This window comes from Aquabacterium sp. (assembly GCF_035476535.1).
Taxonomy (GTDB): domain Bacteria; phylum Pseudomonadota; class Gammaproteobacteria; order Burkholderiales; family Burkholderiaceae_C; genus Pseudaquabacterium.
Genome location: NZ_DATILJ010000045.1, coordinates 1 through 23,657 on the forward strand (window position 1 = coordinate 1; position 23,657 = coordinate 23,657).

Below are 23,657 nucleotides of genomic sequence, written 5' to 3' on the forward strand. Positions count from 1 at the left end.
CGGGTTCGGCGGCGCCCCGTGAACAGGACCCGCAGCACGAACCCAGTGGCCAGCAGCAGTGCCAGCAGGGTCGTCGCCACCAGCAGGGCCAGCACCAGCACGGCCCGCGCCACGCGCCCCAGCGCGGTCAGGGCGACAGCCAGCCCGGATGCCGGCGCATGGCTTCGGATGTTGGACATGGTCGTCACCTACTCGTCGCGCCCGCCGAAGATGCCCAGCAGCATCAGCAGCGACTGGAAAACGTTGTAGATGCTGAGGTACACGCCCAGCGTGGCGCTGATGTAGTTGGTTTCCAGGCCGTCCTGTACCCGCTTCAGATCATGCAGGATGAAGGCCGAGAAGATGCCGATGGCCAGCACCGACAGCGTGATCATCAGCGCGCTGGACTGGATGAAGAAGTTCGCGATGCCAGCCACCAGCAGCATGATCATGCCGATGAACAGCCACTTGCCCATGGCGCTGAGGTCGCGCTTGATCACCGACGACAACGAGGCCATGCCGAGGAAGATCGCCCCCGTGCCGGCGAACGCCGTCATCACCAGGCTGGCGCCATTGCCCAGGCCCAGCACCGTGCCGACCAGGCGGGACAGCATCACCCCCATGAAGAAGGTGAAGCCCAGCAGCATGGGAACGCCAGCGGCCGAGTTCTTGGTCTTCTCGATCGCGTACATGAAGCCGAAGGCGCCGGCCAGGAAGACGATCAGGCTGATGCCCGGCGTCATCGCTCGCGACAGGCCGGTGGCCACGCCGAGCCAGGCGCCCAGCACCGTGGGCACCATGGACAACGCGAGCAGCCAGTAGGTGTTGCGCAGCACGGTGTTGCGCTGCACGGTCGACACCCCGGGGCGGGTGCCGGAGAAGCCGTCTTGACGGATGGGTTGAAGGTTCATGTCGAATCCTTGGTGGTTCGTGACAGGTTCAATCTACGCGGTCCAACACTTCGCGTAAATGCGCAAGTTGCGATCAGTGAATTCGGGAAAACCAATGTGATGTCCCGAAAGGGGCTCAAGCGGGCTGCGCTTGCCGCTTGCTGCGGGAACGGATGTTCAGGGCCTCAACGGCCAGCGAGAAGGCCATCGCGGCATAGATGTAGCCCTTGGGGATGTGGGCGTCGAAGGCTTCGGCCGTCAAGGCCATGCCAACCATCACCAGGAAGGCCAGTGCCAGCACCTTGACCGAGGGATGACGATCGACGAAGTCGCCGATCGGCTTGGCCGCCACCAGCATCACGCCGACCGAAGCCATCACCGCCGCGATCATCACGCCGATCTGGTCGACCATGCCCACCGCGGTGATCACCGAGTCGAGCGAGAACACGATGTCGATGATCGCGATCTGCCCGATCACGCCCCAGAACACGCCCCGGCGTGCTGCCGCCGCGGCGGTGGCACTTTCGCCGGGCTCATGCTGGTCAGGCGCCTCGACCTCGACGAAGATCTCGTGCGAGGCCTTGTACAGCAGGAAGATGCCGCCGAGCAGCAGCACGATGTCACGGCCGCTGATGCCCTTGCCGAAGAGGGAGAAGAGATCGCTGGTCAGGCCCATGACCCAGCTCAGCGACAGCAGCAGCAGCACCCGCGTGACCATCGCGAAACCCAGGCCCAGCCGGCGCGCCCGGTCGCGTTGCTCGGCCGGCAGGCGGCCGACCAGGATGGAGATGAAGATGATGTTGTCGATGCCCAGCACGATTTCCAGGGCGGTCAGCATCGCGAAAGCGATCCAGAGGTTGGGGTCGAGCAGGAATTCCATGGTGGTGCGTCGTCAGCTTCAGTGCCACGAACTGTAGGCACCCTCATGATTCGCGTAAAGTCGGGATTGACGTGATTTTTATTCGAAAAAATCGCACTGTTCGGAACGCTCAGTGAACTTCAAGCACCTGCACTACTTCTGGGCCGCGGCCAAGGCGGGCGGCATCGTGCGTGCAGGCGAACAGCTGCACATCTCGCCGCAAACCCTGTCCGGCCAGATCAAGCTGCTCGAGGACCGGCTGGGCTGCGCGCTGTTCCGCAAGGCCGGCCGCGGCATCGAATTGACCGAGGAGGGCCGCCTGGCGCTGGGTTATGCCGATCAGATCTTTGCGCTCGGCGCCGAGCTGGAGTCCAAGATCGGCAAGACCGCCGATGGCGAGCAGGCGCTGGACTTCCACGTCGGCATTGCCGACGCCGTGCCCAAAGCCATTGCCTACCGCCTGCTGGAGCCGGCGCTGGGCGTGTCGGCGCATGTGCGCCTGATCTGCCATGAAGGCCGGTTCCAGGACCTGCTGGGCCAGCTGGCCGTGCACCGGCTGGACATCGTCATTGCCGATGAGCCGATGGGCCGGCAGGTCAGCGTGAAGGCCTACAACCACCTGCTGGGCGCCACCGAGATGAGTTTCTTCGCGGCGCCGGCACTGAAGCGCACGCTGACGGGCGCGTTCCCGCAATGCCTGGATGGCGCGCCGATGCTGCTGCAGGGCTCGTCGTCGGCGATGCGCCAGCGCTTCGACTTCTGGCTGGCGGCGCACAAGATCCGGCCACGCGTGATCGGTGAGTTCGACGATGCGGCGCTGATGAAGGCCTTCGGCGGTGAAGGCCGCGGCATCTTCATGACACCCACCGTGCTGGAGTCGGAAACCTCGGCGCAATATGGCGTGCGCGTGGTCGGGCGGACCTCGGAACTGATCGAGGAGTTCTATGCAGTGTCGATCGAGCGCCGCATCACCCACCCCTGCATCGCCGCGATCACCGATGCAGCGCGGGAGCAGCTGTTCGGCAGCTGAGCAGATCCGCCAGGATCTCCGGCACCTCGAACACTGCCCGGTTGTGCATGCCGGCCACGCGGGCCGCGAAGGCCGGCCTGTCGGCCAGCAGTGACTGCAGCGCCGGCGCAAGCTGCCGGAAGCTGCTGACCACGACGCCCAGGCCGTTCTCGCGCACCCAGCGCACGTTGTAGCGCTCCTGCGGCATCGTGAAGGCATTGCGTGAAGTGATCACCGGCAGGCCTTGCTGCACCGCTTCGCTCAGGCTGCCAGGTCCCGGCTTGCCGATGAAGACGTCGGCCAGCGCCATGTAGCGCCGCACCTCGGTGGTGTAGCCGACGACCACCCGCGCCGCGGCCGCGGGCTGCGCCCGCAGTTGCGCGGCCAGCGCCGCGTTGTGGCCGCACAGCAGGATCAGCGGCGTCTCGGGCAGCTGGCGGGCGATGCTGCTCATCACCGGCGAGCCCTGGCCGCCGAAGAGCACCAGCGCGACCGGCTGGTCCAGCGGCAGGCCCAGCCGCTGGCGCTCGGCGACGCGGTCCAGCGGCAGCGGGTCGTAGAAGTCCGGCCGCAGGATCATGCCCGAGCACAGGTGCAGCCGGTGTTCGGCATGGCCGGCTGCGCGTGCCTGCGCCAGCGCCATCGGCGTGCCGCAGACGATGTGCTGTGGTTGATCGGGCTCGATCCAGAAGTTCGGTGGGTGATCGGCCATGTCGGTCATCACCGTCACATAGGGCACGCCGGGCCGCGCCTGGGCCAGGCTCTCGAACAGCACGCGGTTGAAATTGGGCACCAGCGAGACCACCAGGTCGGGCGCCGTGGCCTGCCAGTGCCGCGCCAGGCGCTTGCGCATCGCGGCATGGCCGAGCCGGATCAGGCCCTGCAGCAGTTTCAGTTCCTGCGCCAGCCCCAGCGTCCAGCCCTTGGCCAGGCGCTTGTTGTACAGGTCCTCCGGCGCCAGGCCGGTCACTTTGCGGAATAGCGCCTGCGGATCCAGCACGTCCACCAGGTTCACCAGACGGACCGTCCAGGGTCGCCGCTGCTGCGCGATCACCGCCTGCAAGGCCAGCGCGGCGGCGCGGTGCCCGCCGCCGGCATTGAAGTAGATCAGGTCGATGGTGCTCATGGGCGCTTGCGCCGGCATCGTCGGGTGGCTCGATGACCCCCGTGTGACTCAGGGCCGCAGCATCAGCCGCTGGCCGGCGCGCAAGGGCTGGCCGGGCACGATGCCCTCGCACAGCCGGAAGCCGCGCGGCGCGAACACGATGATCGTCGATCCGTGCTGGAACCAGCCCATCTCCTGGCCCTTGCTGAAGTCGGCCGCGCAGGGGATCTGGTTCGGCCCGCGGTACTTCAGGTGCAGCAGCACGTTCAGGAAGTGCAGGCGGATGCTGGCCACCAGGATGGCCGCGACGGGCACCAGCGCGATCGGCGGCCCGTCCGGCGAGAGGCGGCAGCGGATCACCGCACGCTCGTTGCGGCAGAACAGCCGCTCGACGCGGCGCAGCGCGATCGGGTTGACGTTCCAGGTGTCGCCGCTGATGTAGCTGACATGCTCGACATGGCAGTCGTGCGGCGCGTGGAAGCGGTGGTACATGCTGGACTGCAGGCGCAAGGTGACGTAGCAGCCGTCGCGGTAGGTCTCGGCGAGCTCGCTGCCGCCGAACAACTCGGTCAAGGCATACGGAAAGCCCTTGGCCTGGAACACCTGCGTGCCGGCCACCGCGCCGCAGGCGCCGACGATGGCATCGCAGGGGCTGGCCAGCACGGCGGGGTCGGCATCGAAAGTCCGCGCGCCGGGTAGCAGTTCGCGCACGAAGCAGTCGTGCAGGCTGGTGAACGAGGACTGCTTCGCGTCACTCAGGTCCAGTTCGGTGAACAGCCGCCACACGGCGATAGACAGCCGCGTCAACCACGGGCTGCGGATCTGGCTGTACCAGCCCATCCAGCGTGTCAGCAGCAGGCGTGGCACGCGGTTGGTCAACAGGAAGTTCAAGTCTTCCTGCAGCAACAGGCGCTCACGCCAGCGCCTGGGTTTCATCGTTGTGTCGTGCATCTTGGGTACATCTCCGGAATGAGGACTTGTCTCTGACCATGAACCTGACTGTCACCTTGACCGCCACCGCGCTGGCCGCACTGGCCGCCTGCGCACCACTGGCCTGGCGCCGGCTGCAGCTGTCGCGCGCCAAACATCCTTCGTTGATCGGCCACCAGCGCTGGGCCAAGCGCGTGGCCGCGCAGATCCCGGGCTACGACTACGACGCGCAGCGCTTCTTCGGCTCGGACGGCGCGCCGCATGAGCTGGTGGCACGGCGCCGCGCGGCGCTGGCGCGGCTGTCGGCGCTGTACCTCCAGCGCTACCCGCGCTCGCTGGCGCTGACGGCCGAGGCCGCCGAAGGCATCAGCGACCTGCAGTTCACCGGCGCCTACCGCGTGCCTTACCAGTACAGCCGCGTTCTGCGCGAACACCTGCGGGTGGGCTCGTTCATGCAGGCCGCCAGCGGCGTGACGCTGACTGACCTTGACGGCAATGAATTCTTCGACCTGACCGGCTCCTACGGCGTCAATGTCTTCGGCATCGATTTCTACAAGCAGTGCATCGCCGAAGGCAGCGCCCGCGTGCAGGCGCTGGGGCCGCTGCTCGGCAGCTACCACCCCTGCGTGGCCTGGAACGTGCAGCGCCTGCGCGAGATCTCGGGGCTGGACGAAGTGTCCTTCCACATGTCCGGCACCGAGGCCGTGATGCAGGCCGTGCGCCTGGCGCGTTATCACACCCGGCGCAGCCACCTGGTGCGCTTCTGCGGCGCCTACCACGGCTGGTGGGAGGACGTGCAGCCCGGCCCTGGCAACCCGCTGCCGCCGCACGAAACCTACACCTTGCGCGACATGCACGCCCAGTCGTTGCACGTGCTGGCGACGCGGCGCGACATCGCCTGCGTGCTGGTGAACCCGCTGCAGGCACTGCACCCGAACAGCGGCGCGCCCGGCGATTCGTCGCTGGTCGACAGCAGCCGCCGCGCCGGCGCCGACCGCGCGGCCTACACCGCCTGGCTGAAGCAGCTGCGCGCGGTGTGCAGCGAGCGGGACATCGTGCTGATCTTCGATGAAGTGTTCGTCGGCTTTCGGTTGGCACCCGGCGGCGCGCAACAGTATTTCGGCGTGCAGGCCGACCTGGTGTGCTACGGCAAGACGCTGGGCGGCGGCCTGCCGGTGGGCGTGGTCTGCGGCCGCAAGGACCTGATGCAGCGCTACCGCGCTGAGCGTCCGGCCGACATCTGCTTTGCGCGCGGCACCTTCAATGCCCATCCGCATGTGATGGGCGCGATGCAGGTCTTCCTGGAGCGCCTGAACGAGCCTGCGCAGCAGGCGCTGTACGAGGGCCTGGACGAGCGCTGGAACCAGCGAGCCGAGCAGCTGAACCAGCGGCTGGCCGAGGCTGATCTGCCGGTGCGCGTGGCCAACTTGTCGACGATCTGGACCGTGCTCTACACCCGGCCGTCGCGCTACAACTGGATGCTGCAGTTCTACCTGCGCGCCGAAGGCCTGGCGCTGAGCTGGGTGGGCTCGGGCCGCCTGATCTTCAGCCTGAACTACAGCGAAGAAGAGTTCCAGGCCGTGGCCGAACGCTTCTTCGCCGCTGCACAGGCGATGCGCGAAGACGGCTGGTGGTGGGAGGGCCCGGCGCAGACCAACCAGGCCATCCGCCGTGGCCTGTTGAAGGAGATGCTGGCGCACCGGTTCTGAGATCAGTGCGCGTGCGGCATCGGGTCGATCAGCTCGCCGCGCAACAGCGCCAGCGGTGCCTTGCGGTACAGCAGGAAGTCGTGGAAGGGGTCGGTGAGGATCTTCGTCACCCACACCAGCGCGGTCATCGTGCTCTGCTGCAGCGTCAGCTGCAGCGCGCGGAACAGCAGCCCGCCGATGCCGATGGCCAGCCACAGCAGGCCGACATCGTGCAGCCAGCCGGCCAGGCTGGTGCTGGGCACGATCAAGCCGAACATCGAGCGGTCCAGCGCCAGCAGCACCGGCGCCAGCGCCCATACCGCCATCAGCACCACTTTGCGGCGCAGGTTGTAGCCAACCTTGATGGCTTCCTTGTGCTCATGCGTGGCACGGTTGACCAGGTCGTAGCCGCGCGGCTCGAAGAAGAAATGGCCGGCCTGCCGCGTCGTCATCGAGACGCCCCAGGCCAGCAGCGCGGCGCTGGCCGGGTCAATCAGCAGCAGCCCGTAAGACACGATGAAGCAGATCGCGCTGACCAGGTGCAAGCTCTGGTTGATGCGGCTGTGGTGGTAGTAGCGGTGGTCGTCCCAACGCTGAACCTTGAGGGCCTGCAGAAATTCGGTCACGGTCTCTCCTGGGGTCTGGAAAACGTGACCGCATGGTGACGCTGCATGGTGAAACTTCGGTGACTGCGCGATGTCATTCGCTGCCGCGCGGCCACCGTCATCGAACTGTTGCGTTGGGCCGGCACCATGCTCGCATGGCCGCTGTGCAATCCGCCCCCTTCGTCGTCGACGACTTCGCCCCTGCGCGGCGCTCGATGCGCATCGCCGTCGTCACCGAAACCTATCCACCCGAGGTCAACGGCGTCGCGATGAGCCTGGCGCGGGTGGTCGAAGGCCTGCATGCGCGCAACCACGCGATCCAGCTGGTGCGCCCGCGCCAGCCGGCCAGCGACGCGGAGGGCGGCGACGGCCGCTTCGACGAAGTGCTGCTGCGCGGGCTGCCGATTCCGCGATATCCGCACCTGAAGATGGGCATGCCGTCGAAGAAGGTGCTGGTGGGGCTGTGGACGCTGCGGCGGCCCGATGTCGTGCACATCGCATCCGAAGGGCCGCTGGGCTGGTCAGCACTGCAGGCGGCGTTGCAGCTGAAGCTGCCGGTGTGCTCGGACTTCCGCACCAACTTCCACACCTACAGCAAGCACTACGGCATGGGCTGGTTGAACCGGCCGATCCTCGGTTACCTGCGCAAGTTCCACAACCGCACGCAACACACCATGGTGCCCACCGAGGCGCTGCGCGATCAGTTGACGGGACATGGCTTTCTCAACGTCTCGGTGCTGGCGCGCGGCGTCGACACCACGCTGTTCCATCCAGCGCGGCGCAGCGCAACGCTGCGAGCCGAATGGGGCGCCGGGCCGGACGACACGGTGCTGTTGTGCGTGGGCCGCCTGGCGCTCGAGAAGAACCTCGGCAGCTTGCTCGCGGCCTACGAAACCATTCGGCAGTCCGAGCCGAAGACGCGGCTGGTGCTGGTGGGCGATGGCCCGGCCCGCAAGGACTTGCAGCGGCGCTGCCCGCAGGCCGTGTTCGCCGGCGTGCGTTCGGGCGAAGACCTGGCCACGCACTACGCCTCGGGCGATGTGTTCCTGTTTCCCAGCGTCACCGAGACCTTCGGCAATGTGACGCCCGAAGCCATGGCCAGCGGCCTGGCGGTGCTGGCCTTCGACTATGCCGCCGCGGCGCAGCTGATCCGCAGCGGCGACAACGGCCTGCTGGCGCCCTACAACGACAACGGCGACTTCGTGCGCCAGGCCGTGCTGCTGGCCGCCGACCGCAGACTGGCGCGCGGCATGGGCCTGCGCGCACGTGACACCGCCTGCCAGTTCGGCTGGGACCGCATCGTCGGCCAGCTCGAGGCGGTGCTGCTGTCGGCCATCGACGCGCAGGGCGAAGCGCCTTCCGTCGCGGCGCTGCGCGCGACGGCCTGACCTCGAGCCTCGACGGCCCTGCCTCAGCGCGGCGCCACGAATGCGGCCGCCTGCAACTCGGCCCGCACGCGGCAGCGTTCGCGCCACCACAGCATCGCCATGGCCGCGGCAATCGCCACGCCCAGAGCGCTCATCACCCAGACGATCGGCACTTCCCAGGCCAGCAGCGCGGCATAGGCCGCCAGCATGCCCAGCACACTGAGGTTCTCGTTGAAGCCCTGAACGGCCACCGATCGGCCGGCACTGAGCAGTTGGTAGCCGCGGTGTTGCAGCAGCGCATTCATCGGCACCACCAGCAGGCCGCCGACGGCACCCACGAGCATCAGCATCGGCAAGGCCGTGCCCAGGTGGCTGCACGCAGCGGCCAGCGGGATCAGCAGGCCCAGCACGATGCCCAGCGGCAGCACGTTCACCGCGCGGTGCAGGGCAATGCAACGCCCGGCCACGGCAGCGCCCGCCACCACGCCCACCGCCACGCCGGCCTGCAGGTAGGCGGCGCGGTCCAGCGTCAGCCCCAGCACATCCACCGCCCAGCGCAGCACCGCGAACTGCAGCGTGGCGCCGACGCCCCAGAACAGCGTGGTCACGGCCAGCGACAGGCCGCCTTCGGCATCGCGCCATAACATTCGATTGGCGTGGCCGAAGCTGCGCGACAGCGCCATCGGGTTGCGCCCGCTCCTGGCGTAGCGCACACCGCTGTCCGGAATGCCGATGTTCAGCCAGGCGGCGATGCCATAGACCAGCAGCAGAGACGTCAAGGACAGCGCCAGGCCGCTGGCCGAGCCGCCCCACAGCGCCTGCACCTGGCCGGCCAGCCCCAGTTCGCGCAACGGCTGGCTGACCAGCACACCGCCGAGTCCGGTGCCCAGCAGCGCGGCGCAGACCACCGACACCTCGATCCAGCCATTGGCCGCCACCAGCTGGTGCGGCCGCACCAGCTCGGTCACCAGCCCGTACTTGGCCGGCGCGTAGGCGGCGGCGCCGAGGCCGACGATCGCAAACGCCAGCGCCGGGTGCAGGCCCAGCAGCAACGCGATCACGCCGACCACCTTGACGCCGTTCATCCAGGCCATCAGCCGGGCCTTGGGCACGGCATCGGCCACCGGCCCGACGAAGGGCGCTAGCACCACATAAGCAATCGTGAACGAGAACTTCAGCAGCGGCGCCCACCAGCCAGGCAGTTGCTGCTCTTGCAGCACGGCGATGGCGACGATCAGCAGGGCGTTGTCGGCCAGCGCTGAAGCGAACTGGGCAGCAATCAGTCGATGGAAACCAGGTGGCATGCGGGGCGAACTGCGGCGCGGCTGGAATCGGCCGCCGGAAGTGCGGAACAAGCGGCGATGGTGCCGGCCGCGCGCGACGCGCGCCTGACGCTGCGGTGACAAAGTGATGACGCGCCTGCGGCGGGCCGAGCACCGGCTGGGGACCGACCGGTGGCCGGCGACGCGGCCTAGAATTCCGCTTCAACCCGGCCCGCAGCGGCCGCCGCCTTCCTGGAGCCCACCATGCGCGATTATCTGAAGTTCTACATCAACGGCAGCTGGGTCGACCCGGTCGCGGCCAAGCGCATCGAGGTCATCAACCCGGCCACCGAAAGCGCGGCAGGCCACATCTCGATGGGATCGGCAGCCGACGTCGACCGTGCCGTGAAAGCCGCGCGTGCCGCGTTCGCCAGCTATTCCCAGACCAGCGTCGATGAGCGCGTGGCGCTGCTCGAACGCATCATTGCCGAGTATCAGAAGCGTTATGCCGACATGGCCGCCGCCATCACCGAAGAGATGGGCGCTCCGGCGGTGCTGGCCCAGAAGGCGCAGGCCGCGATGGGCATCGGCCACCTGCAGGCGGCGCTGGGCGTGCTGAAAAGCTACCACTTCCAGGAACTGCGCGGCACGACGATGCTGGCCAAAGAGCCGATCGGCGTCTGCGGCCTGATCACGCCGTGGAACTGGCCGGTCAACCAGATCGCCTGCAAGGTGGCGCCGGCGCTCGCCGTGGGTTGCACGATGGTGCTGAAGCCTTCGGAGTTGTCGCCGTTCTCGGCGCAGATCTGGACCGAGATCCTCGATGCCGCCGGCGTGCCGGCCGGCGTGTTCAACCTGGTCAACGGCGACGGGCCGACGGTCGGCGCGGCGATCGCCAGCCATCCCGAGGTCGACATGGTGTCCTTCACCGGCTCCACCCGGGCCGGCGTGGAAGTGGCGCGCAATGCCGCGCCCACCGTCAAGCGCGTGCACCAGGAGCTGGGCGGCAAGTCGCCCAACATCATCCTGGAAGACGCCGACTTCAAGCGCGCCATCACCGCCGGCGTGCGCGGCGTGATGAGCAACTCGGGCCAGTCCTGCAACGCGCCGACGCGCATGCTGGTGCCCAACGCGCGCCTGGCCGAGGCGCTGGCCATCGCCAAGCAGGCGGCCGAAGCCACGACGGTCGGCGCGCCGGACAGCGGCGCCGCGCTGGGGCCGGTGATTTCGGCCACGCAGTGGGACAAGATCCAGACCCTGATCCACAAGGGCATCGAAGAAGGCGCCACCGTGGTCGCCGGCGGCCCGGGCAAGCCGGCCGGGCTGGAGACCGGCTACTACGTGAAGCCGACCGTGCTGGCAGTGAAGGACAACCAGGCCACCGTGGCCCGCGAAGAGATCTTCGGCCCGGTGCTGACGATCCTGGGTTACGACACCGTGGATGAGGCCATCGCCATCGGCAACGACACGCCTTACGGCCTGGCCGCCTATGTCTCGGGTACCGACCTCGACGCGGCGCGCAAGGTGGCTTCGCGCCTGCGGGCCGGCCAGGTCAACATCAACAGCGCGGCGCCCGACCTGATGGCGCCTTTCGGCGGCTTCAAGCAATCCGGCAATGGCCGCGAGTGGGGCGACCACGCCTTCGCCGAGTTCCTGGAGGTCAAGGCACTGCTGGGCTACGCGCCCAAGCCGGCGGCCTGAGAGCGCTTCCAGGCTGGTCTTGCCGGCATTGCCGGCCGCCCCCGCGGGGAACTGAGCAGCCCGGAAGCGGCGCCGGATCTGCTCAGGAGCACCCGATCACTGCACCTCGGCGTACATGCGGATCTTGTCCGCGCGGCTGGGGTGCTTGAGCTTGCGCATGGCCTTGGTCTCGATCTGGCGGATGCGCTCGCGGGTCACGTCGAACTGCTTGCCCACTTCTTCCAGCGTGTGGTCGCTGCTCATGTCGATGCCGAAGCGCATGCGCAAGACCTTGGCCTCGCGCGGCGTCAGCCCGTCCAGCAGCTCGCTGACCACGGCGCGCAGGCCGGACTGGATTGCCGCGTCCATCGGCGTGGTGTTGTACTTGTCCTCGATGAAGTCGCCCAGCGTGGTGTCGCCATCGTCGCCGACCGGTACCTCCAACGACACCGGCTCCTTGGCGATGCGCATGATCTGGCGCACTTTCTCTTCGCTCAGTTCGAGCTTGGCGGCGATGGTGGCGGCATCAGGCTCGAAGCCGAATTCCTGCAGGTGCGCGCGGCTGACGCGGTTGATCTTGTTGATCGACTCGATCATGTGCACCGGCACGCGGATCGTGCGGGCCTGGTCGGCGATCGAGCGCGTGATGGCCTGGCGGATCCACCAGGTGGCGTAGGTCGAGAACTTGAAGCCGCGGCGGTATTCGAACTTTTCCACCGCCTTCATCAGGCCCACGTTGCCTTCCTGGATCAGGTCCAGGAACTGCATGCCGCGGTTGGTGTACTTCTTGGCGATCGAGATCACCAGGCGCAGGTTGGCCTCGATCATCTCGCGCTTGGCGTCCAGCGCGGTGCGGTCGCCTTCGTTCATGCGCTTGTTGATCGCCTTCAACTCGGCCAGCGGAATCACCGCCTTGGTCTGCAGGTCGATCAGCGCGTTCTGCAACTCGTGGATCGCCGGTTGGTTGCGGCGCAGGATGGCGCTGTAGGGCTTGCCGGTAGCGGCTTCGGTCTCGACCCAGTCCAGGTTCAGCTGGTTCGGCGGAAACTGCTCGATGAAGTGCTGCTGCGGCATGCCGCAGCGGTCGACGGCGATCTTGCGGATCTCGCGCTCGCAGCGGCGCACATGCTCCACCTGGGAGCGCAGCAGGTCGCACAGGCGGTCGCTGGTCTTGACGGTGAAGCGCAGCGTCATCAACTGCTCGCTGAGCGCGGCCTGGGCCTTGCGGTAGGCGGCCGAGTCGTAGCCGGACTTTTCATGCGCCTTGCGCAAGGCGTCGAAGCTCTTGCGCATCAAGGCGAAGCGCTCCAGCGCGGCGCCGCGCATCTCGTCGAGCCGGCGGGTCATGGCCTTGCTGGCCCCCGGGCCTTCGTCGTCCTCGCTGTCGTCGAAGGAATCGGCGTCTTCTTCAGCCACGTAGTCGTCGGCTTCACCGTCGACCACGAAGCCGTCGACGACCTCGGCGATCGACAAGCTGCCGTCGGCAATCTTCTCGCCGCAGACCAGCACCTCGGCCATCACCGAGGGCAGGGCGGAGACGGCCAGCATCGTGGCCTGGCGGCCGGCTTCGATGCGCTTGGCGATCTCGATCTCGCCTTCGCGGGTGAGCAGGTCGAAGGAGCCCATCTCGCGCATGTACATGCGCACCGGGTCGGTGGTGCGGCCGAACTCCGAGTCGACCGTGGACAGCGCGGCTTCGGCGGCCTCTTCGGCCTCTTCCTCGCTGGTGGCCGTGCCGGCGCCGCCCACCACCAGCAGGGTGGCCGCATCGGGTGCTTGCTCGTACACGGCGATGCCCATGTCGTTGAGCATCTTGACGATGGCCTCGATCACCTCGGCATCGACCAGCTTCTCCGGCAGGTGGTCGTTGATCTCCTGCTGGGTCAGGAAGCCACGCGACTTGCCCATCTTGACCAGGGCCGTCAGTTCGCGGCGGCGCTTCTCCACCTCTTCGGCGGTGAGCAGCGTCACGTCCAGGCCGAATTCGCGAATCAGTGCGCGGGCCTTGGACTTGGGCACCTTCACGCGCAGCGGCTTGGCTCCAGATGGTTCGACCTCGGTGGTCTCGGGATCGGGCAATTCGGCAGTGTGAACGGGCTTCTTGGCGGTCATGCGGGTCCTGACGGTGACACAGACCGTGCAAGCGTGGCCTGAGTGGAGAATGCCCCTGCGGGGCCGGACGGATGACGGAAACGAGCGTCGAAAACGCTAGTCGCCGGCAAAACCGGTGCGCACTGATAAATTGGGGCGGAACCCGCCATTGGAACACCTTCTGGCAATCCCGACAAATCCGCACCTGCGGGGGCTGCGCGGCATGTGACTTGCCACCGCCCGGCCGGCACCGCCGAGGGCCAGAAACATTGGCTTGACAGTGCAAAGGTTCGGCGTTTACATGCCGCGCGCACAGTGCCGTGCACCGCTTCCTCGAACAACATGCCAAATATTCAAGAAGCATCGCCCCCATCGCCGCCCCGTGCGCGCCGCCGCTGGCTCGGCTCGCTGGTGGCCATCACCGGCTTGCTCCTGCTGGGCGGTTTGACCTGGTACCTGACGCACCGGCCCGCGACCACGCCGGCCGGCGCGGTCGGCGGCGCCGGGGGACCGGGTGGACCGGGCGGCGGCGGTGGCCGTGGCGGCGGCCTGGCCAGCACCGTGGCGGTGGTCACCGCGCGCCAGGCCGATGTGCCGGTGTGGCTGAACTCGCTGGGCACGGTGACGCCGGCGGCCACGGTCACCGTGCGGCCGCAGGTCTCGGGCGTGCTGAACCAGGTGCTGTTCCAGGAAGGCCAGCTGGTGACCAAGGGCCAGTTGTTGGCGCTGATCGATGCGCGGCCCTTCGAGATGGCGCTGATGCAGGCCAGTGGCGCCCGCATGCGCGACGAGGCGCAGCTGCAGAACGCCAAGCTGACGCTGGAGCGTTACCGCACGCTGCTGGCGCAGGATTCGATTGCGCGGCAGGAGGTGGACACGCAGGACGCGCTGGTCAAGCAGCTCGAAGGCACGGTGACGACCGACCGGGCCAACGAAGGCACGGCGCGCCTGAATCTCGCCTACACCCGTATCGTGGCACCGGTGGCCGGGCGGGTCGGCCTGCGGCCGGTGGATGCCGGCAACCTGGTCAGCGCCAGCGACACCACCGGCGTCGCGGTGATCGCCCAGGTGGCGCCGATCGACGTGCAGTTCACCGTACCGCAGGACAAGGTACCCGAAGTGATGGAGCGCCTGGGCCAGGGTCCGCTGCTGGCCCGCGCCTTCGACCGCACCCGCAGCCTGATGCTCGAGGAAGGGCGCTTTGCGACGCTGGACAACCAGGTCGACACCACCACCGGCACCGTCAAGGCCAAGGCGCGGTTCAGCAACACCAAGGGCGCGCTGTTCCCGAACCAGTTCGTCAATCTGCAGATCGAGCTGCGCATGATCAAGAACGCCGTGGTGGTGCCGGTCAGCGCGGTGCGCAATGGCGCGACCGGCGACTTCGTCTACGTGCTGAACGACGACAAGACCGTCAACCAGCGCAAGGTGATGCGCGGCGAGGCCACGCCGGACCAGGTGGTGATCAACAGCGGGCTGCAGGCCGGCGAGCGCGTGGTCACCGAAGGCGCCGACCGCCTGAAGGACGGCGCCAAGGTGCAGCTGGGCGCCGACCGCGCTTCTGCACCCGCCCGTGACCGCGCCTCGGGCGCCGGCCGCGGCGCTTCCAGGCCCGCTGGCGCTTCCCGTCCGCATCGCGGCGACCGGGCCTCCGCGCCGGCGCCATGAGTCCCGCACGGTCGCCACTGCCTCGCAAGAGGCCATTGCATGGCCCGGGGGCTCATTCCCGCTCGGCGGGACGGCGCGCAGCGCCAAGGGTGCACCAATGAGTCCTTCAAAGCCGTTCATTGAGCGGCCGGTCGCCACCGGGCTGCTGATGCTGGCCATCGTGCTGGCCGGCCTGGTCGGCTTCCGACTGCTGCCGCTGTCCGCGTTGCCGCAGGTGGACTATCCGACGATCCAGGTGCAGACCCTGTACCCCGGCGCCAGCCCGGAGGTGATGACCCGCACCGTCACCGCGCCGCTGGAGCGGCAGTTCGGCCAGATGTCGGGCCTGAACCGCATGAGCTCGACCAGTGCCTCGGGCGTCTCGATCATCACGCTGCAGTTCGCGCTGGCCGAATCGCTGGACGGGGCCGAGCAGGAAGTGCAGGCCGCGATCAACGGCGCCGGCTCCAGCCTGCCGGCCGACCTGCCGGCGCCGCCGGTGTATGCCAAGGTCAACCCGGCCGATGCGCCGGTGCTGACCCTGGCCATCACCTCCGACACCTTGCCGCTGACCGAAGTGCAGAACCTGGTCAACACCCGCCTGGCGCAGAAAATCGCCCAGGTCACCGGCGTCGGCCAGGTGTCCTTGAGCGGCGGCCAGCGCCCGGCCGTGCGCATCCAGGCCGATACGCAGGCGCTGGCAGCCAAAGGCATCGGCATCGACGCGCTGCGCACCGCCATCTCGGCAGCCAACGCCAACAGCGCCAAGGGCAGCTTCGACGGGCCGACACGCGGCTACAGCATCAACGCCAACGACCAGCTGCTGACCGCCAACGACTACCGCAACCTGATCATCAGCTACAAGAACGAGGCGCCGGTGCGCTTGTCGGACGTGGCGCGGGTCGTCGACAGCGCCGAGAACACGCAGCTCGGCGCCTGGGCCGGCAGCAGCGGCACGACGGTGACGCTGACGCCGGCCATCATCCTCAACGTGCAGCGCCAGCCCGGTGCCAACGTGATCCGCACGGTCGATGCCATCAAGAAGCAACTGCCGGCGCTGGAAGCCCAGTTGCCGGCCACGCTGAAGGTCGAGGTGCTGAGCGACCGCACCACCGGCATCCGCGCTTCGGTCGAGCATGTGCAGATCGAGCTGTGCCTGGCCGTGCTGATGGTGGTGCTGGTGATCTTCTTTTTCCTGCACAGCCTGCGCGCGACGATCATCGCCAGCCTGGCGGTGCCGATCTCGCTGATCGGCAGCTGCGGGCTGATGTACCTGCTGGGCTACAGCCTGAACAACCTGAGCCTGATGGCGCTGACGATTGCCACCGGCTTCGTCGTCGATGACGCCATCGTCATGCTCGAGAACATCTCGCGCCATGTCGAGCGCGGCGAGAAGCCGATGGACGCCGCGCTGAAAGGCGCCTCCGAAATCGGCTTCACAATCATCTCGCTGACGGTGTCGCTGATCGCCGTGCTGATCCCCTTGCTGTTCATGGGCGACGTGGTCGGCCGGCTGTTCCGCGAGTTCGCGGTGACGCTGGCGATCACCATCCTGATCTCCGCAGTGGTCTCGCTGACGCTGGTGCCGATGATGTCGGCGCGCTGGCTGGGCGATGCGCATCAGCACGGGCCCGGCCGCTTCGGTGCCGCGGTGCAGCGCTTCTTCGACCGCGTGATCGCCGGCTACGACGTCTGGCTGGGCCATGTGCTGGCGCACCAGACGCTGACCCTGCTGCTGGCGCTGGCGACGCTGGTGCTGACGGTGATCCTTTACCTGGTGATCCCCAAGGGCCTGTTCCCGACGCAGGACACCGGCCAGCTGCAAGCCCGTGTCGAGGCCGTGGAAGGCGTGTCGTACAACCGCATGCGCGACCTGCAAGTGGCGGCGGCCGAGGCCATCCTGGCCGACCCGGCGGTGGCCTCGCTCAGTTCCTTCGTCGGCGTCGATGCGGCCAACAACACCATGCTGCACACCGGCCGCCTGCTGATCAACCTGAAGCGCGAGCGCGACGCCCAGGCCACGGTGATGCAGCGCCTGCGCGATCGGGTGCGCCAGGTGGCCGGCGTCACGCTGTACCTGCAGCCGACCCAGGACTTGACGATCGATGCCGAGACCGGCCCGACCGAGTTCCGCGTCTCGCTCGAAGGCGCGGACACGGCCAGCGTCACCGAGTGGGCGACGAAGCTGGTGCAGCGCCTTCATGGCGTGGACGCGGTGCGCAACGCCGTCACCGATGCCGGCGCCACCGGGCCCTCGGCCTATGTCGACATCGACCGCGACACCGCGTCGCGGCTGGGCATCACCGCGAGCGCGATCGACGATGCGCTGTACTCGGCCTTCGGCCAGCGCATCGTCTCGACCATCTTCACCGAGACCAACCAGTACCGCGTGATCCTCGAAGCCCGGCCCGGCGTGCTGACCACGCCGCAAAGCCTGAGCGAGCTGCGCCTGAAAGCCGGCAACGGCAGCAGCACACCGCTGTCGGCGATTGCCACCGTGCGCGAGCAGCCGGCGCCGCTGCAGATCACCCACGTGGCGCAGTACCCGGCCACGACCATCGGATTCGACACCGCGCCGGGCGTGGCGCTGGGCAAATCGGTCGATGCCATTCGCCAGGCGGCGCGCGACATCGGCCTGCCCGCCGGCGTGACGATGAGCTTTCTCGGCGCCGCCGGCGCCTACGAGAACTCGCTGTCCAACCAGCTGTGGCTGATCCTGGCCGCGGTGGTCTGCGTCTACATCGTGCTCGGGGTGCTGTACGAGAGCTACATCCACCCGCTGACGATCCTGTCCACCCTGCCGTCGGCGGGCGTGGGCGCCTTGCTGGCGCTGATGCTGGGCGGCCATGACCTGGGCGTGATCGGCATCATCGGCATCATTCTCTTGATCGGCATCGTCAAGAAGAACGCGATCATGATGATCGACTTCGCGATCGACGCCGAACGGCACCAGGGCAAGCCGCCCGAGGCGGCGATCCGACAGGCCGCGCTGATGCGCTTCCGCCCGATCCTGATGACCACGCTGGCGGCGCTGTTCGCCGCGCTGCCGCTGATGTTCGGCTGGGGCGAGGGCGCCGAGTTGCGCCGCCCGCTGGGCCTGGCGATCTTCGGCGGGCTGGTGCTGAGCCAGATGCTCACACTCTTCACGACGCCGGTGATCTACCTGGGCTTCGACCGGCTGGGCCGCCGCGTGGGGCGTTGGCGCGAGCGCCGCGCGCAGCGGCGCGGCGAAGGGGCCGCGGCGTGAATCTTTCCAAGCCCTTCGTCGAGCGGCCGGTGGCCACCGTGCTGCTGACCATCGGCCTGGCGCTGGCCGGCGTTGCCGCCTTTTTTGCGCTGCCGGTGTCGCCGCTGCCGCAGGTCGACTTCCCGACCATCTCGGTCAGCGCCAACCTGCCCGGCGCCAGCCCGGCGACCATGGCCTCCAGCGTCGTCACGCCGCTGGAGCGGCGGCTGGGCGTGATCTCCGGCGTCAACGAGATGACCTCGTCCAGCTCGGCGGGCTCGGCGCGTGTCACGCTGCAGTTCGACCTGAACCGCCAGATCGACGGCGCCGCGCGCGAGGTGCAGGCCGCCATCAACGCCGCGCGGGTGGACCTGCCGTCCACGCTGCGCAGCAACCCGACCTACCGCAAGATGAACCCGGCCGATGCGCCGGTGGTGATCCTGGCGCTGACCTCGAAGACGCGCACGCCGGGCCAGGTGTACGACGCGGTGTCCAACATCGTCAGCCAGCGCCTGGCGCAGGTCGACGGTGTCGGTGATGTCGAGATCGGCGGCGGCTCCTTGCCGGCGGTGCGCATCGAGTTGCAGCCGCTGGCGATGCAGCGCCTGGGCGTCTCCAGCGCCGAAGTGCGGGCCGCGCTGCAGGCCGCCAACGCCAACCGGCCGCAGGGCGCCATCGAGAGCGGCGAGCGCCGGCTGCAGCTGTACACGCCGCGGCCGGCGCGCGACGCGGCCGAGTTCGGCCGCCTGATCGTGGCCTGGCGCAACAACGCGGCGGTGCGCTTGTCGGACATCGCCAGCGTCGAAAACGGCGTCGAGAACACACGCACGCTGGGCCTGTTCAATGGCCAGCCCGGGATCGTGGTGCTGATCACGCGGCAGCCCGGCGCCAATGTCATCGAAACCGTGGACGCGGTGCGCAAGCTGGTGCCCGAGTTGCGCGCCCAGCTGCCGCAGGACATCGAGCTGCAGGTGGCCTCGGACGGCACCAATTCGATCCGCGCGTCGCTGAAGGAAATCGAGCTGACGCTGGTGGTGTCGGTGCTGCTGGTGGTGGGGGTCGTCGGCATCTTCCTCGGCAGCCTGCGGGCCACGCTGGTGCCGGCCGTGGCCACGGTGGTGTCCTTGCTGGCCACCTTCGGCGCGATGTATTTCTTCGGCTTCAGCCTGAACAACCTGAGCCTGATGGCGCTGACCGTGGCCACCGGCTTCGTCGTCGACGACGCCATCGTCGTGCTCGAGAACACCGCGCGCCACATCGAGTCGGGCATGGACCGCATGCAGGCGGCGCTGCTCGGCGCACGCGAAGTCGGCTTCACGGTGCTGTCGATCAGCCTGTCGCTGGTGGCGGTGTTCATCCCGCTGCTGTTCATGGAAGGCCAGGTCGGCCGGCTGTTCCGCGAGTTCGCGATCACGCTGTCGGCCTCGGTGATGATCTCGCTGGTGATCTCGCTGACCACCACGCCGATGATGTGCGCGTGGTTCCTGCCCAACCCGCAAAAGAAGCGGCCCGAGAAAGCCCGCGGCCTGCTGGCGCGCGCCGGTGCCGGCGCCTGGGGCTTCGTGATGCGCGGCTACGCGCGCAGCCTGGACTGGGCGCTGGCCAGCAAGGCGCTGGTTATGCTGATCCTGGTCACCGTCGTCGGGCTCAACGTGTGCCTGTACGTCATGGCGCCGAAAGGCTTCTTCCCGCAGCAGGACACCGGCCAGATCAACGGCGGCCTGGCGGCCGACCAGAGCATTTCCACCAAGGCCATGGGCACCAAGCTGCGCCAGGTCGTCGACATCATCCGTGCCGACCCGGCGGTGGCCACGGTGGTCGGTTTCACCGGCGGCAGCCGCGCCGGCGGCGGTTTCCTGTTCGTCAACCTGAAGCCGGCCAACGAAAGAACCGACAAGGCGCTGGCGGTGATCAACCGGCTGCGGCCGCAGCTGGCGCAGGTGACGGGTTTGCGCATCTTCCTGAACCCGGTGCAGGACCTGCGCGCCGGCGGCCGATCGAGCAACGCCACCTACCAGTACACGCTGAAGGCCAACAACCTGTCGGACCTGCGCAACTGGGCGAGCAAGCTGGCCGAGGAGCTGAAGCAGGACGACCGGCTCACCGACGTCAACACCGACCAGACCGACAACAGCGTCGAGAGCTATGTCGAGATCGACAAGGCCAGTGCGGCGCGCTTCGGCATCACCGCAGCCGATGTCGACGCGGCCCTGTACGACGCCTTCGGCCAGCGCGCGGTGAGCACGATCTACGGCGACGTCAACCAGTACAAGGTGATCATGGAATGGGCCCCCGGCTTCACCCGCGGCCCGACCGCGCTGAACGACGTGCAGGTGCCCACGCGCGCGCCCGACGCCACCGCCGGCAGCTCGGTCAACCCCGGCCAGCGCGATGCCTCGACCGCCGCCGCGCTGAGCACCAGCGCGAACACGATGGTGCCGCTGTCGGCCATCGCGCGCTTCAAGGAATCGGCCGCACCGACCTCGGTGCAGCACCAGGACGCCGAGATCGCGACGACGGTGTCCTTCAACCTGGCCGATGGCGTCTCGCTGGGCGACGCGCAGCAGGCCGTGGCCCAGGCCCAGGCCAACATCGGCATGCCGACCAATGTACGCGGCGCTTTTGCCGGCACGGCGCTGAACTTCCAGCAGTCGCAGGGCCAGCAGCTGTGGCTGATCATCGCTGCGCTGGTGGTGATCTACATCGTGCTGGGCATCCTGTATGAAAGCCTGATCCACCCGATCACCGTGCTGTCCACGCTGCCTTCGGCCGGTGTCGGCGCGGTGCTGGCGCTGCTGATGCTGCGCATGGAGTTCTCGATCATTGCGCTGATCGGCGTGTTCCTGCTGATCGGGATCGTCAAGAAGAACGCGATCCTGATCATCGACTTTGCACTCGAAGCGGAGCGCGCGCGCGGCTTGACCGCCACCGAAGCCGTGCGAGAAGCCTGCCTGCTGCGCTTGCGCCCGATCCTGATGACCACGCTGGCGGCCGGCTTCGGCGCGCTGCCGCTGGCCATCGGCTTCGGCGAGGGCGCCGAGCTGCGCCAGCCGCTGGGCGTGGCCATCATCGGCGGCCTGATCGCCAGCCAGCTGCTGACGCTGCTGACCACCCCGGTGGTGTACGTGCTGCTCGACGGCCTGCGTCGGCGCAAGGCCGATGAACACCTGCTGAGCCGGGCATCCCAAGGCGCTTGAATCCATGAATCGTTCTCCCATGGCAACTTTGACCCGGCCTGTGCTGATGCTGGCGCTGTCCGGCCTGCTCGGCGGCTGCGCCGGCACCGGGCCGGCCTACCAGGTGCCTTCGGTGGCCACGCCGGCGCATTTCAAGGAAGCGCCGACCGCACAGGGCTGGGCACCGGCGGCGCCGGCCGACGAGCAGGCCAAGGGCCCGTGGTGGCAGCGCTTCGGCGACGCGCAACTCGATGCGCTGGCCCCGCAAGTGGAGGTCAGGAACCAGACCGTGGCCGCTGCTGTTGCGCGTTATGCAGCGGCACAGGCCCTGGTCGCCGGCCAGCGGGCCAGCCTGCTGCCGACGGTGCAGCTCACCGGCAGCGGCACACGCTCCGGCGGCGGCGGCGATGCCGTCACGGCCAACGCCTTTCGCGCCAGTGTCGGCGCCAGCTGGGAGCCTGACCTGTGGGGCCGCCTGTCGGCCTCGGTGAGGCAGGCGCAGGCCAACGCCCAGGCCAGCGCGGCCGATCTTGCGGCGGCGACGTTGTCGGCCCAGGCGGCGCTGGCCAGCAACTATTTCTCGCTGCGCGAGGCCGATGCCGAACTGGCGCTGTTGCGCGACACCGTGGCCGGCTACGAACGCAGCCTGCAGATCACCGACAACCGCTATGCCGCCGGCCAGGTCGCGCGCACCGACGTGCTGCAGGCCCAGACCCAGCTGGCCAATGCGCGCGCCGACCTGGCAGGGCTGGTGGGCCAGCGCGCGCAGTTCGAACATGCCATCGCCGTGCTGCTGGGCCAGGCACCGGCAGACATCTCGATCGCCGCCGCGCCCTGGACGATGACCGCGCCCGAGCCGCCGCTGACCTTGCCCTCCGAACTGCTGCAGCGCCGGCCGGACATCGCGTCGGCCGAGCGGGCCGTGGCGGCCGCTAACGCGAACATCGGCATTGCGCGGGCCGCGTACTTTCCGAGTTTGACGCTCAGCGCCTCCGGCGGCACCTCTGCCACCCGCCTGGCGGACCTGTTCAGCGCATCGCACACGCTGTGGTCGCTGGGCCTGTCTTTGGCGCAGATCCTGTTCGACGGCGGCGCACTGAACGCTGCGCTGCGCAACGCCGAGGCCAGCCGCGACGTGACGATCGCCACCTACCGGCAAACGGTGCTGACGGCGTTCCAGTCGGTCGAAGACCTGCTGAGCACGCGGCTCGCGCTGAACGAGCAGCTGCTGCAACGCCAGCAAGCCTCAGCCGCCGCCGACCTGAGCGAGCAGCAGGTGCTCAACCGCTACCGTGCCGGCCAGGTCGGCTACACCGAGGTGGTGACGGCGCAGAGCAGCGCCGCCAGCGCGCGGCGCAGCGTGGTGCAGCTGCAATCGAGCCGGCAGCTCAATGCCATTGCGCTGATCCAGGCGCTGGGCGGCGGCTGGCAGGTCGCGCAAGGCGTCGCACCATAGACGTCGACAAGGAGCGCGACAAGGGCGACCATTGCCACGTCGGCGGCCGCCAGCGCGCCAACACGGTCGTTTCCGTGGAGCAACGGATGGCAGACTTCATCGCGGCGGTCGACACCGCACGGAGACGCCCATGAGCAAACGGACGCTGACGATCACGCTGCAGCCGGACTGGAACGCCGCGCTGCGCGAAGCAGGGCGGAGCGCCAGCGCGCGCTCGTACCAGGGCGAGGTGTTGAGTTTCGAGAGTCCCGGGGCGTTCGTTGGGCGCATGACCGAGCGCCGGTGGGCGCTTGTTCGCGCGTTGCAGGGGCAAGGCGAGATCTGGCTGCTCGAGCTCCCACGGCGCGTCGAGCGTGATATGAAGCGCGTTCACGAGGTCGTGCAGAAGCCGATCCAACTCGGCCTCGTCGAGCGCGGCGAAAACGGCGGCGTGGTGTGTCCGTTTGCCATCATGCACATCGACATGGCGCTGCGCGCGGCCGCCTGAAAGGTCGGGCACGGCGAGTCCGTCCACGTCGGGCGTGACAAGCCGCATGGGTATGAACGTCTGGTTCCGGCGCCGAATTGCGCGTCGGCCGAGCGTGCCCGACCGGCCACTTTCAGTCGGCCACAAGCGGCAGCTTCCGGGTTTCTGAACACTGACCGATCCATGACTCGCAGAAGTCCACAGGCCTCACTTGCGAGCCC

Annotated in this window: 16 protein-coding genes; 9 read left to right on the forward strand and 7 right to left on the reverse strand. The window is 68.3% G+C overall.

Annotation, left to right across the window (positions count from 1 at the left end; translation table 11 throughout):
* Positions 1 to 188: 188 nt before the first annotated feature.
* Positions 189 to 890 (reverse strand): Bax inhibitor-1/YccA family protein, encoded by a 702-nt coding sequence (locus VLK61_RS04650; RefSeq protein ID WP_325418776.1) that lies wholly within the window; start codon positions 888 to 890, stop codon positions 189 to 191.
* 115 nt (positions 891 to 1,005) lie between these two features.
* Entirely contained in the window at positions 1,006 to 1,749 is a 744-nt protein-coding gene (locus VLK61_RS04655; RefSeq protein WP_325418778.1) for a TerC family protein, read from the reverse strand.
* Between the two features lie 112 nt (positions 1,750 to 1,861).
* On the opposite strand from VLK61_RS04655, the gene nhaR reads away from it, so the two are divergent.
* Entirely contained in the window at positions 1,862 to 2,758 is an 897-nt protein-coding gene (gene nhaR / locus VLK61_RS04660; RefSeq protein ID WP_325418780.1) for a transcriptional activator NhaR, read from the forward strand.
* On the opposite strand, the gene VLK61_RS04665 is transcribed toward nhaR, so the two are convergent.
* Both VLK61_RS04665 and asd read right to left on the reverse strand, forming a co-directional pair.
* Positions 2,721 to 3,863: a glycosyltransferase gene (locus VLK61_RS04665; protein WP_325418782.1), complete on the reverse strand. Its 1,143-nt coding sequence runs from the start codon at positions 3,861 to 3,863 to the stop codon at positions 2,721 to 2,723. The two genes, nhaR and VLK61_RS04665, sit on opposite strands and share 38 nt — an antisense overlap.
* A 48-nt stretch (positions 3,864 to 3,911) precedes the next feature.
* Positions 3,912 to 4,778 (reverse strand): archaetidylserine decarboxylase, encoded by an 867-nt coding sequence (gene asd / locus VLK61_RS04670; protein ID WP_325418784.1) that lies wholly within the window; start codon positions 4,776 to 4,778, stop codon positions 3,912 to 3,914.
* Positions 4,779 to 4,831: 53 nt separating this feature from the next.
* Here asd and VLK61_RS04675 point away from each other — a divergent pair, with 53 nt between their 5' ends.
* Entirely contained in the window at positions 4,832 to 6,481 is a 1,650-nt protein-coding gene (locus VLK61_RS04675; protein ID WP_325418786.1) for an aminotransferase class III-fold pyridoxal phosphate-dependent enzyme, read from the forward strand.
* A gap of 2 nt (positions 6,482 to 6,483) precedes the next feature.
* On the opposite strand, the gene VLK61_RS04680 is transcribed toward VLK61_RS04675, so the two are convergent.
* Positions 6,484 to 7,086, reverse strand: a complete 603-nt coding sequence (locus VLK61_RS04680) for a hypothetical protein (RefSeq protein WP_325418788.1) — start codon at positions 7,084 to 7,086, stop codon at positions 6,484 to 6,486.
* 134 nt (positions 7,087 to 7,220) lie between these two features.
* Here VLK61_RS04680 and VLK61_RS04685 point away from each other — a divergent pair, with 134 nt between their 5' ends.
* The gene (locus VLK61_RS04685) at positions 7,221 to 8,453 is read left to right on the forward strand and encodes a glycosyltransferase family 4 protein (RefSeq protein ID WP_325418790.1); all 1,233 of its coding nucleotides are present in this window, start codon (positions 7,221 to 7,223) and stop codon (positions 8,451 to 8,453) included.
* A gap of 23 nt (positions 8,454 to 8,476) precedes the next feature.
* On the opposite strand, the gene lplT is transcribed toward VLK61_RS04685, so the two are convergent.
* On the reverse strand, positions 8,477 to 9,736 hold the full coding sequence (gene lplT, locus VLK61_RS04690; RefSeq protein ID WP_325418792.1) for a lysophospholipid transporter LplT: 1,260 nt from the start codon (positions 9,734 to 9,736) through the stop codon (positions 8,477 to 8,479).
* Positions 9,737 to 9,958: 222 nt separating this feature from the next.
* Between lplT and VLK61_RS04695 the strand changes: the two genes are divergently transcribed.
* Complete coding sequence (locus VLK61_RS04695; protein ID WP_325418794.1) at positions 9,959 to 11,395, forward strand: aldehyde dehydrogenase family protein; 1,437 nt, start codon at positions 9,959 to 9,961, stop codon at positions 11,393 to 11,395.
* A gap of 96 nt (positions 11,396 to 11,491) precedes the next feature.
* Here VLK61_RS04695 and rpoD read toward each other — a convergent pair whose 3' ends face one another.
* Positions 11,492 to 13,486: an RNA polymerase sigma factor RpoD gene (gene rpoD, locus VLK61_RS04700; RefSeq protein ID WP_325418796.1), complete on the reverse strand. Its 1,995-nt coding sequence runs from the start codon at positions 13,484 to 13,486 to the stop codon at positions 11,492 to 11,494.
* 321 nt (positions 13,487 to 13,807) lie between these two features.
* Between rpoD and VLK61_RS04705 the strand changes: the two genes are divergently transcribed.
* The 5 genes from VLK61_RS04705 to VLK61_RS04725 all read left to right on the forward strand — a co-directional run bounded on the left by VLK61_RS04705 (position 13,808) and on the right by VLK61_RS04725 (position 23,457).
* A complete protein-coding gene (locus VLK61_RS04705) occupies positions 13,808 to 15,133 on the forward strand; it encodes an efflux RND transporter periplasmic adaptor subunit (protein WP_325418798.1) in 1,326 nt (441 codons plus the stop codon).
* Positions 15,134 to 15,230: 97 nt separating this feature from the next.
* A complete protein-coding gene (locus VLK61_RS04710) occupies positions 15,231 to 18,359 on the forward strand; it encodes an efflux RND transporter permease subunit (RefSeq protein ID WP_325418800.1) in 3,129 nt (1,042 codons plus the stop codon).
* Positions 18,356 to 21,535 carry an efflux RND transporter permease subunit gene (locus VLK61_RS04715; protein WP_325418802.1) on the forward strand — a complete coding sequence of 1,060 codons (3,180 nt, stop codon included), beginning with the start codon at positions 18,356 to 18,358 and terminating at the stop codon, positions 21,533 to 21,535. The genes VLK61_RS04710 and VLK61_RS04715 overlap by 4 nt, the downstream gene beginning before the upstream one ends.
* Before the next feature lie 19 nt (positions 21,536 to 21,554).
* On the forward strand, positions 21,555 to 22,970 hold the full coding sequence (locus VLK61_RS04720) for an efflux transporter outer membrane subunit (protein ID WP_325418804.1): 1,416 nt from the start codon (positions 21,555 to 21,557) through the stop codon (positions 22,968 to 22,970).
* Between the two features lie 130 nt (positions 22,971 to 23,100).
* On the forward strand, positions 23,101 to 23,457 hold the full coding sequence (locus VLK61_RS04725; protein ID WP_325418806.1) for a hypothetical protein: 357 nt from the start codon (positions 23,101 to 23,103) through the stop codon (positions 23,455 to 23,457).
* Positions 23,458 to 23,657: the final 200 nt, after the last annotated feature.

What these genes read in the sequence shown, in the direction of transcription:
- VLK61_RS04650 (WP_325418776.1), bottom strand. Translation starts at nt 890, where the DNA reads ATGAACCTTCAACCCATCCGTCAAGACGGCTTCTCCGGCACCCGCCCC.
- lplT (WP_325418792.1), bottom strand. Translation starts at nt 9,736, where the DNA reads ATGCCACCTGGTTTCCATCGACTGATTGCTGCCCAGTTCGCTTCAGCG.
- VLK61_RS04710 (WP_325418800.1), top strand. Translation starts at nt 15,231, where the DNA reads ATGAGTCCTTCAAAGCCGTTCATTGAGCGGCCGGTCGCCACCGGGCTG.
- VLK61_RS04685 (WP_325418790.1), top strand. Translation starts at nt 7,221, where the DNA reads ATGGCCGCTGTGCAATCCGCCCCCTTCGTCGTCGACGACTTCGCCCCT.
- VLK61_RS04695 (WP_325418794.1), top strand. Translation starts at nt 9,959, where the DNA reads ATGCGCGATTATCTGAAGTTCTACATCAACGGCAGCTGGGTCGACCCG.
- VLK61_RS04665 (WP_325418782.1), bottom strand. Translation starts at nt 3,863, where the DNA reads ATGAGCACCATCGACCTGATCTACTTCAATGCCGGCGGCGGGCACCGC.
- VLK61_RS04655 (WP_325418778.1), bottom strand. Translation starts at nt 1,749, where the DNA reads ATGGAATTCCTGCTCGACCCCAACCTCTGGATCGCTTTCGCGATGCTG.
- VLK61_RS04705 (WP_325418798.1), top strand. Translation starts at nt 13,808, where the DNA reads ATGCCAAATATTCAAGAAGCATCGCCCCCATCGCCGCCCCGTGCGCGC.
- asd (WP_325418784.1), bottom strand. Translation starts at nt 4,778, where the DNA reads ATGAAACCCAGGCGCTGGCGTGAGCGCCTGTTGCTGCAGGAAGACTTG.
- rpoD (WP_325418796.1), bottom strand. Translation starts at nt 13,486, where the DNA reads ATGACCGCCAAGAAGCCCGTTCACACTGCCGAATTGCCCGATCCCGAG.
- VLK61_RS04675 (WP_325418786.1), top strand. Translation starts at nt 4,832, where the DNA reads ATGAACCTGACTGTCACCTTGACCGCCACCGCGCTGGCCGCACTGGCC.
- VLK61_RS04725 (WP_325418806.1), top strand. Translation starts at nt 23,101, where the DNA reads ATGAGCAAACGGACGCTGACGATCACGCTGCAGCCGGACTGGAACGCC.
- VLK61_RS04720 (WP_325418804.1), top strand. Translation starts at nt 21,555, where the DNA reads ATGGCAACTTTGACCCGGCCTGTGCTGATGCTGGCGCTGTCCGGCCTG.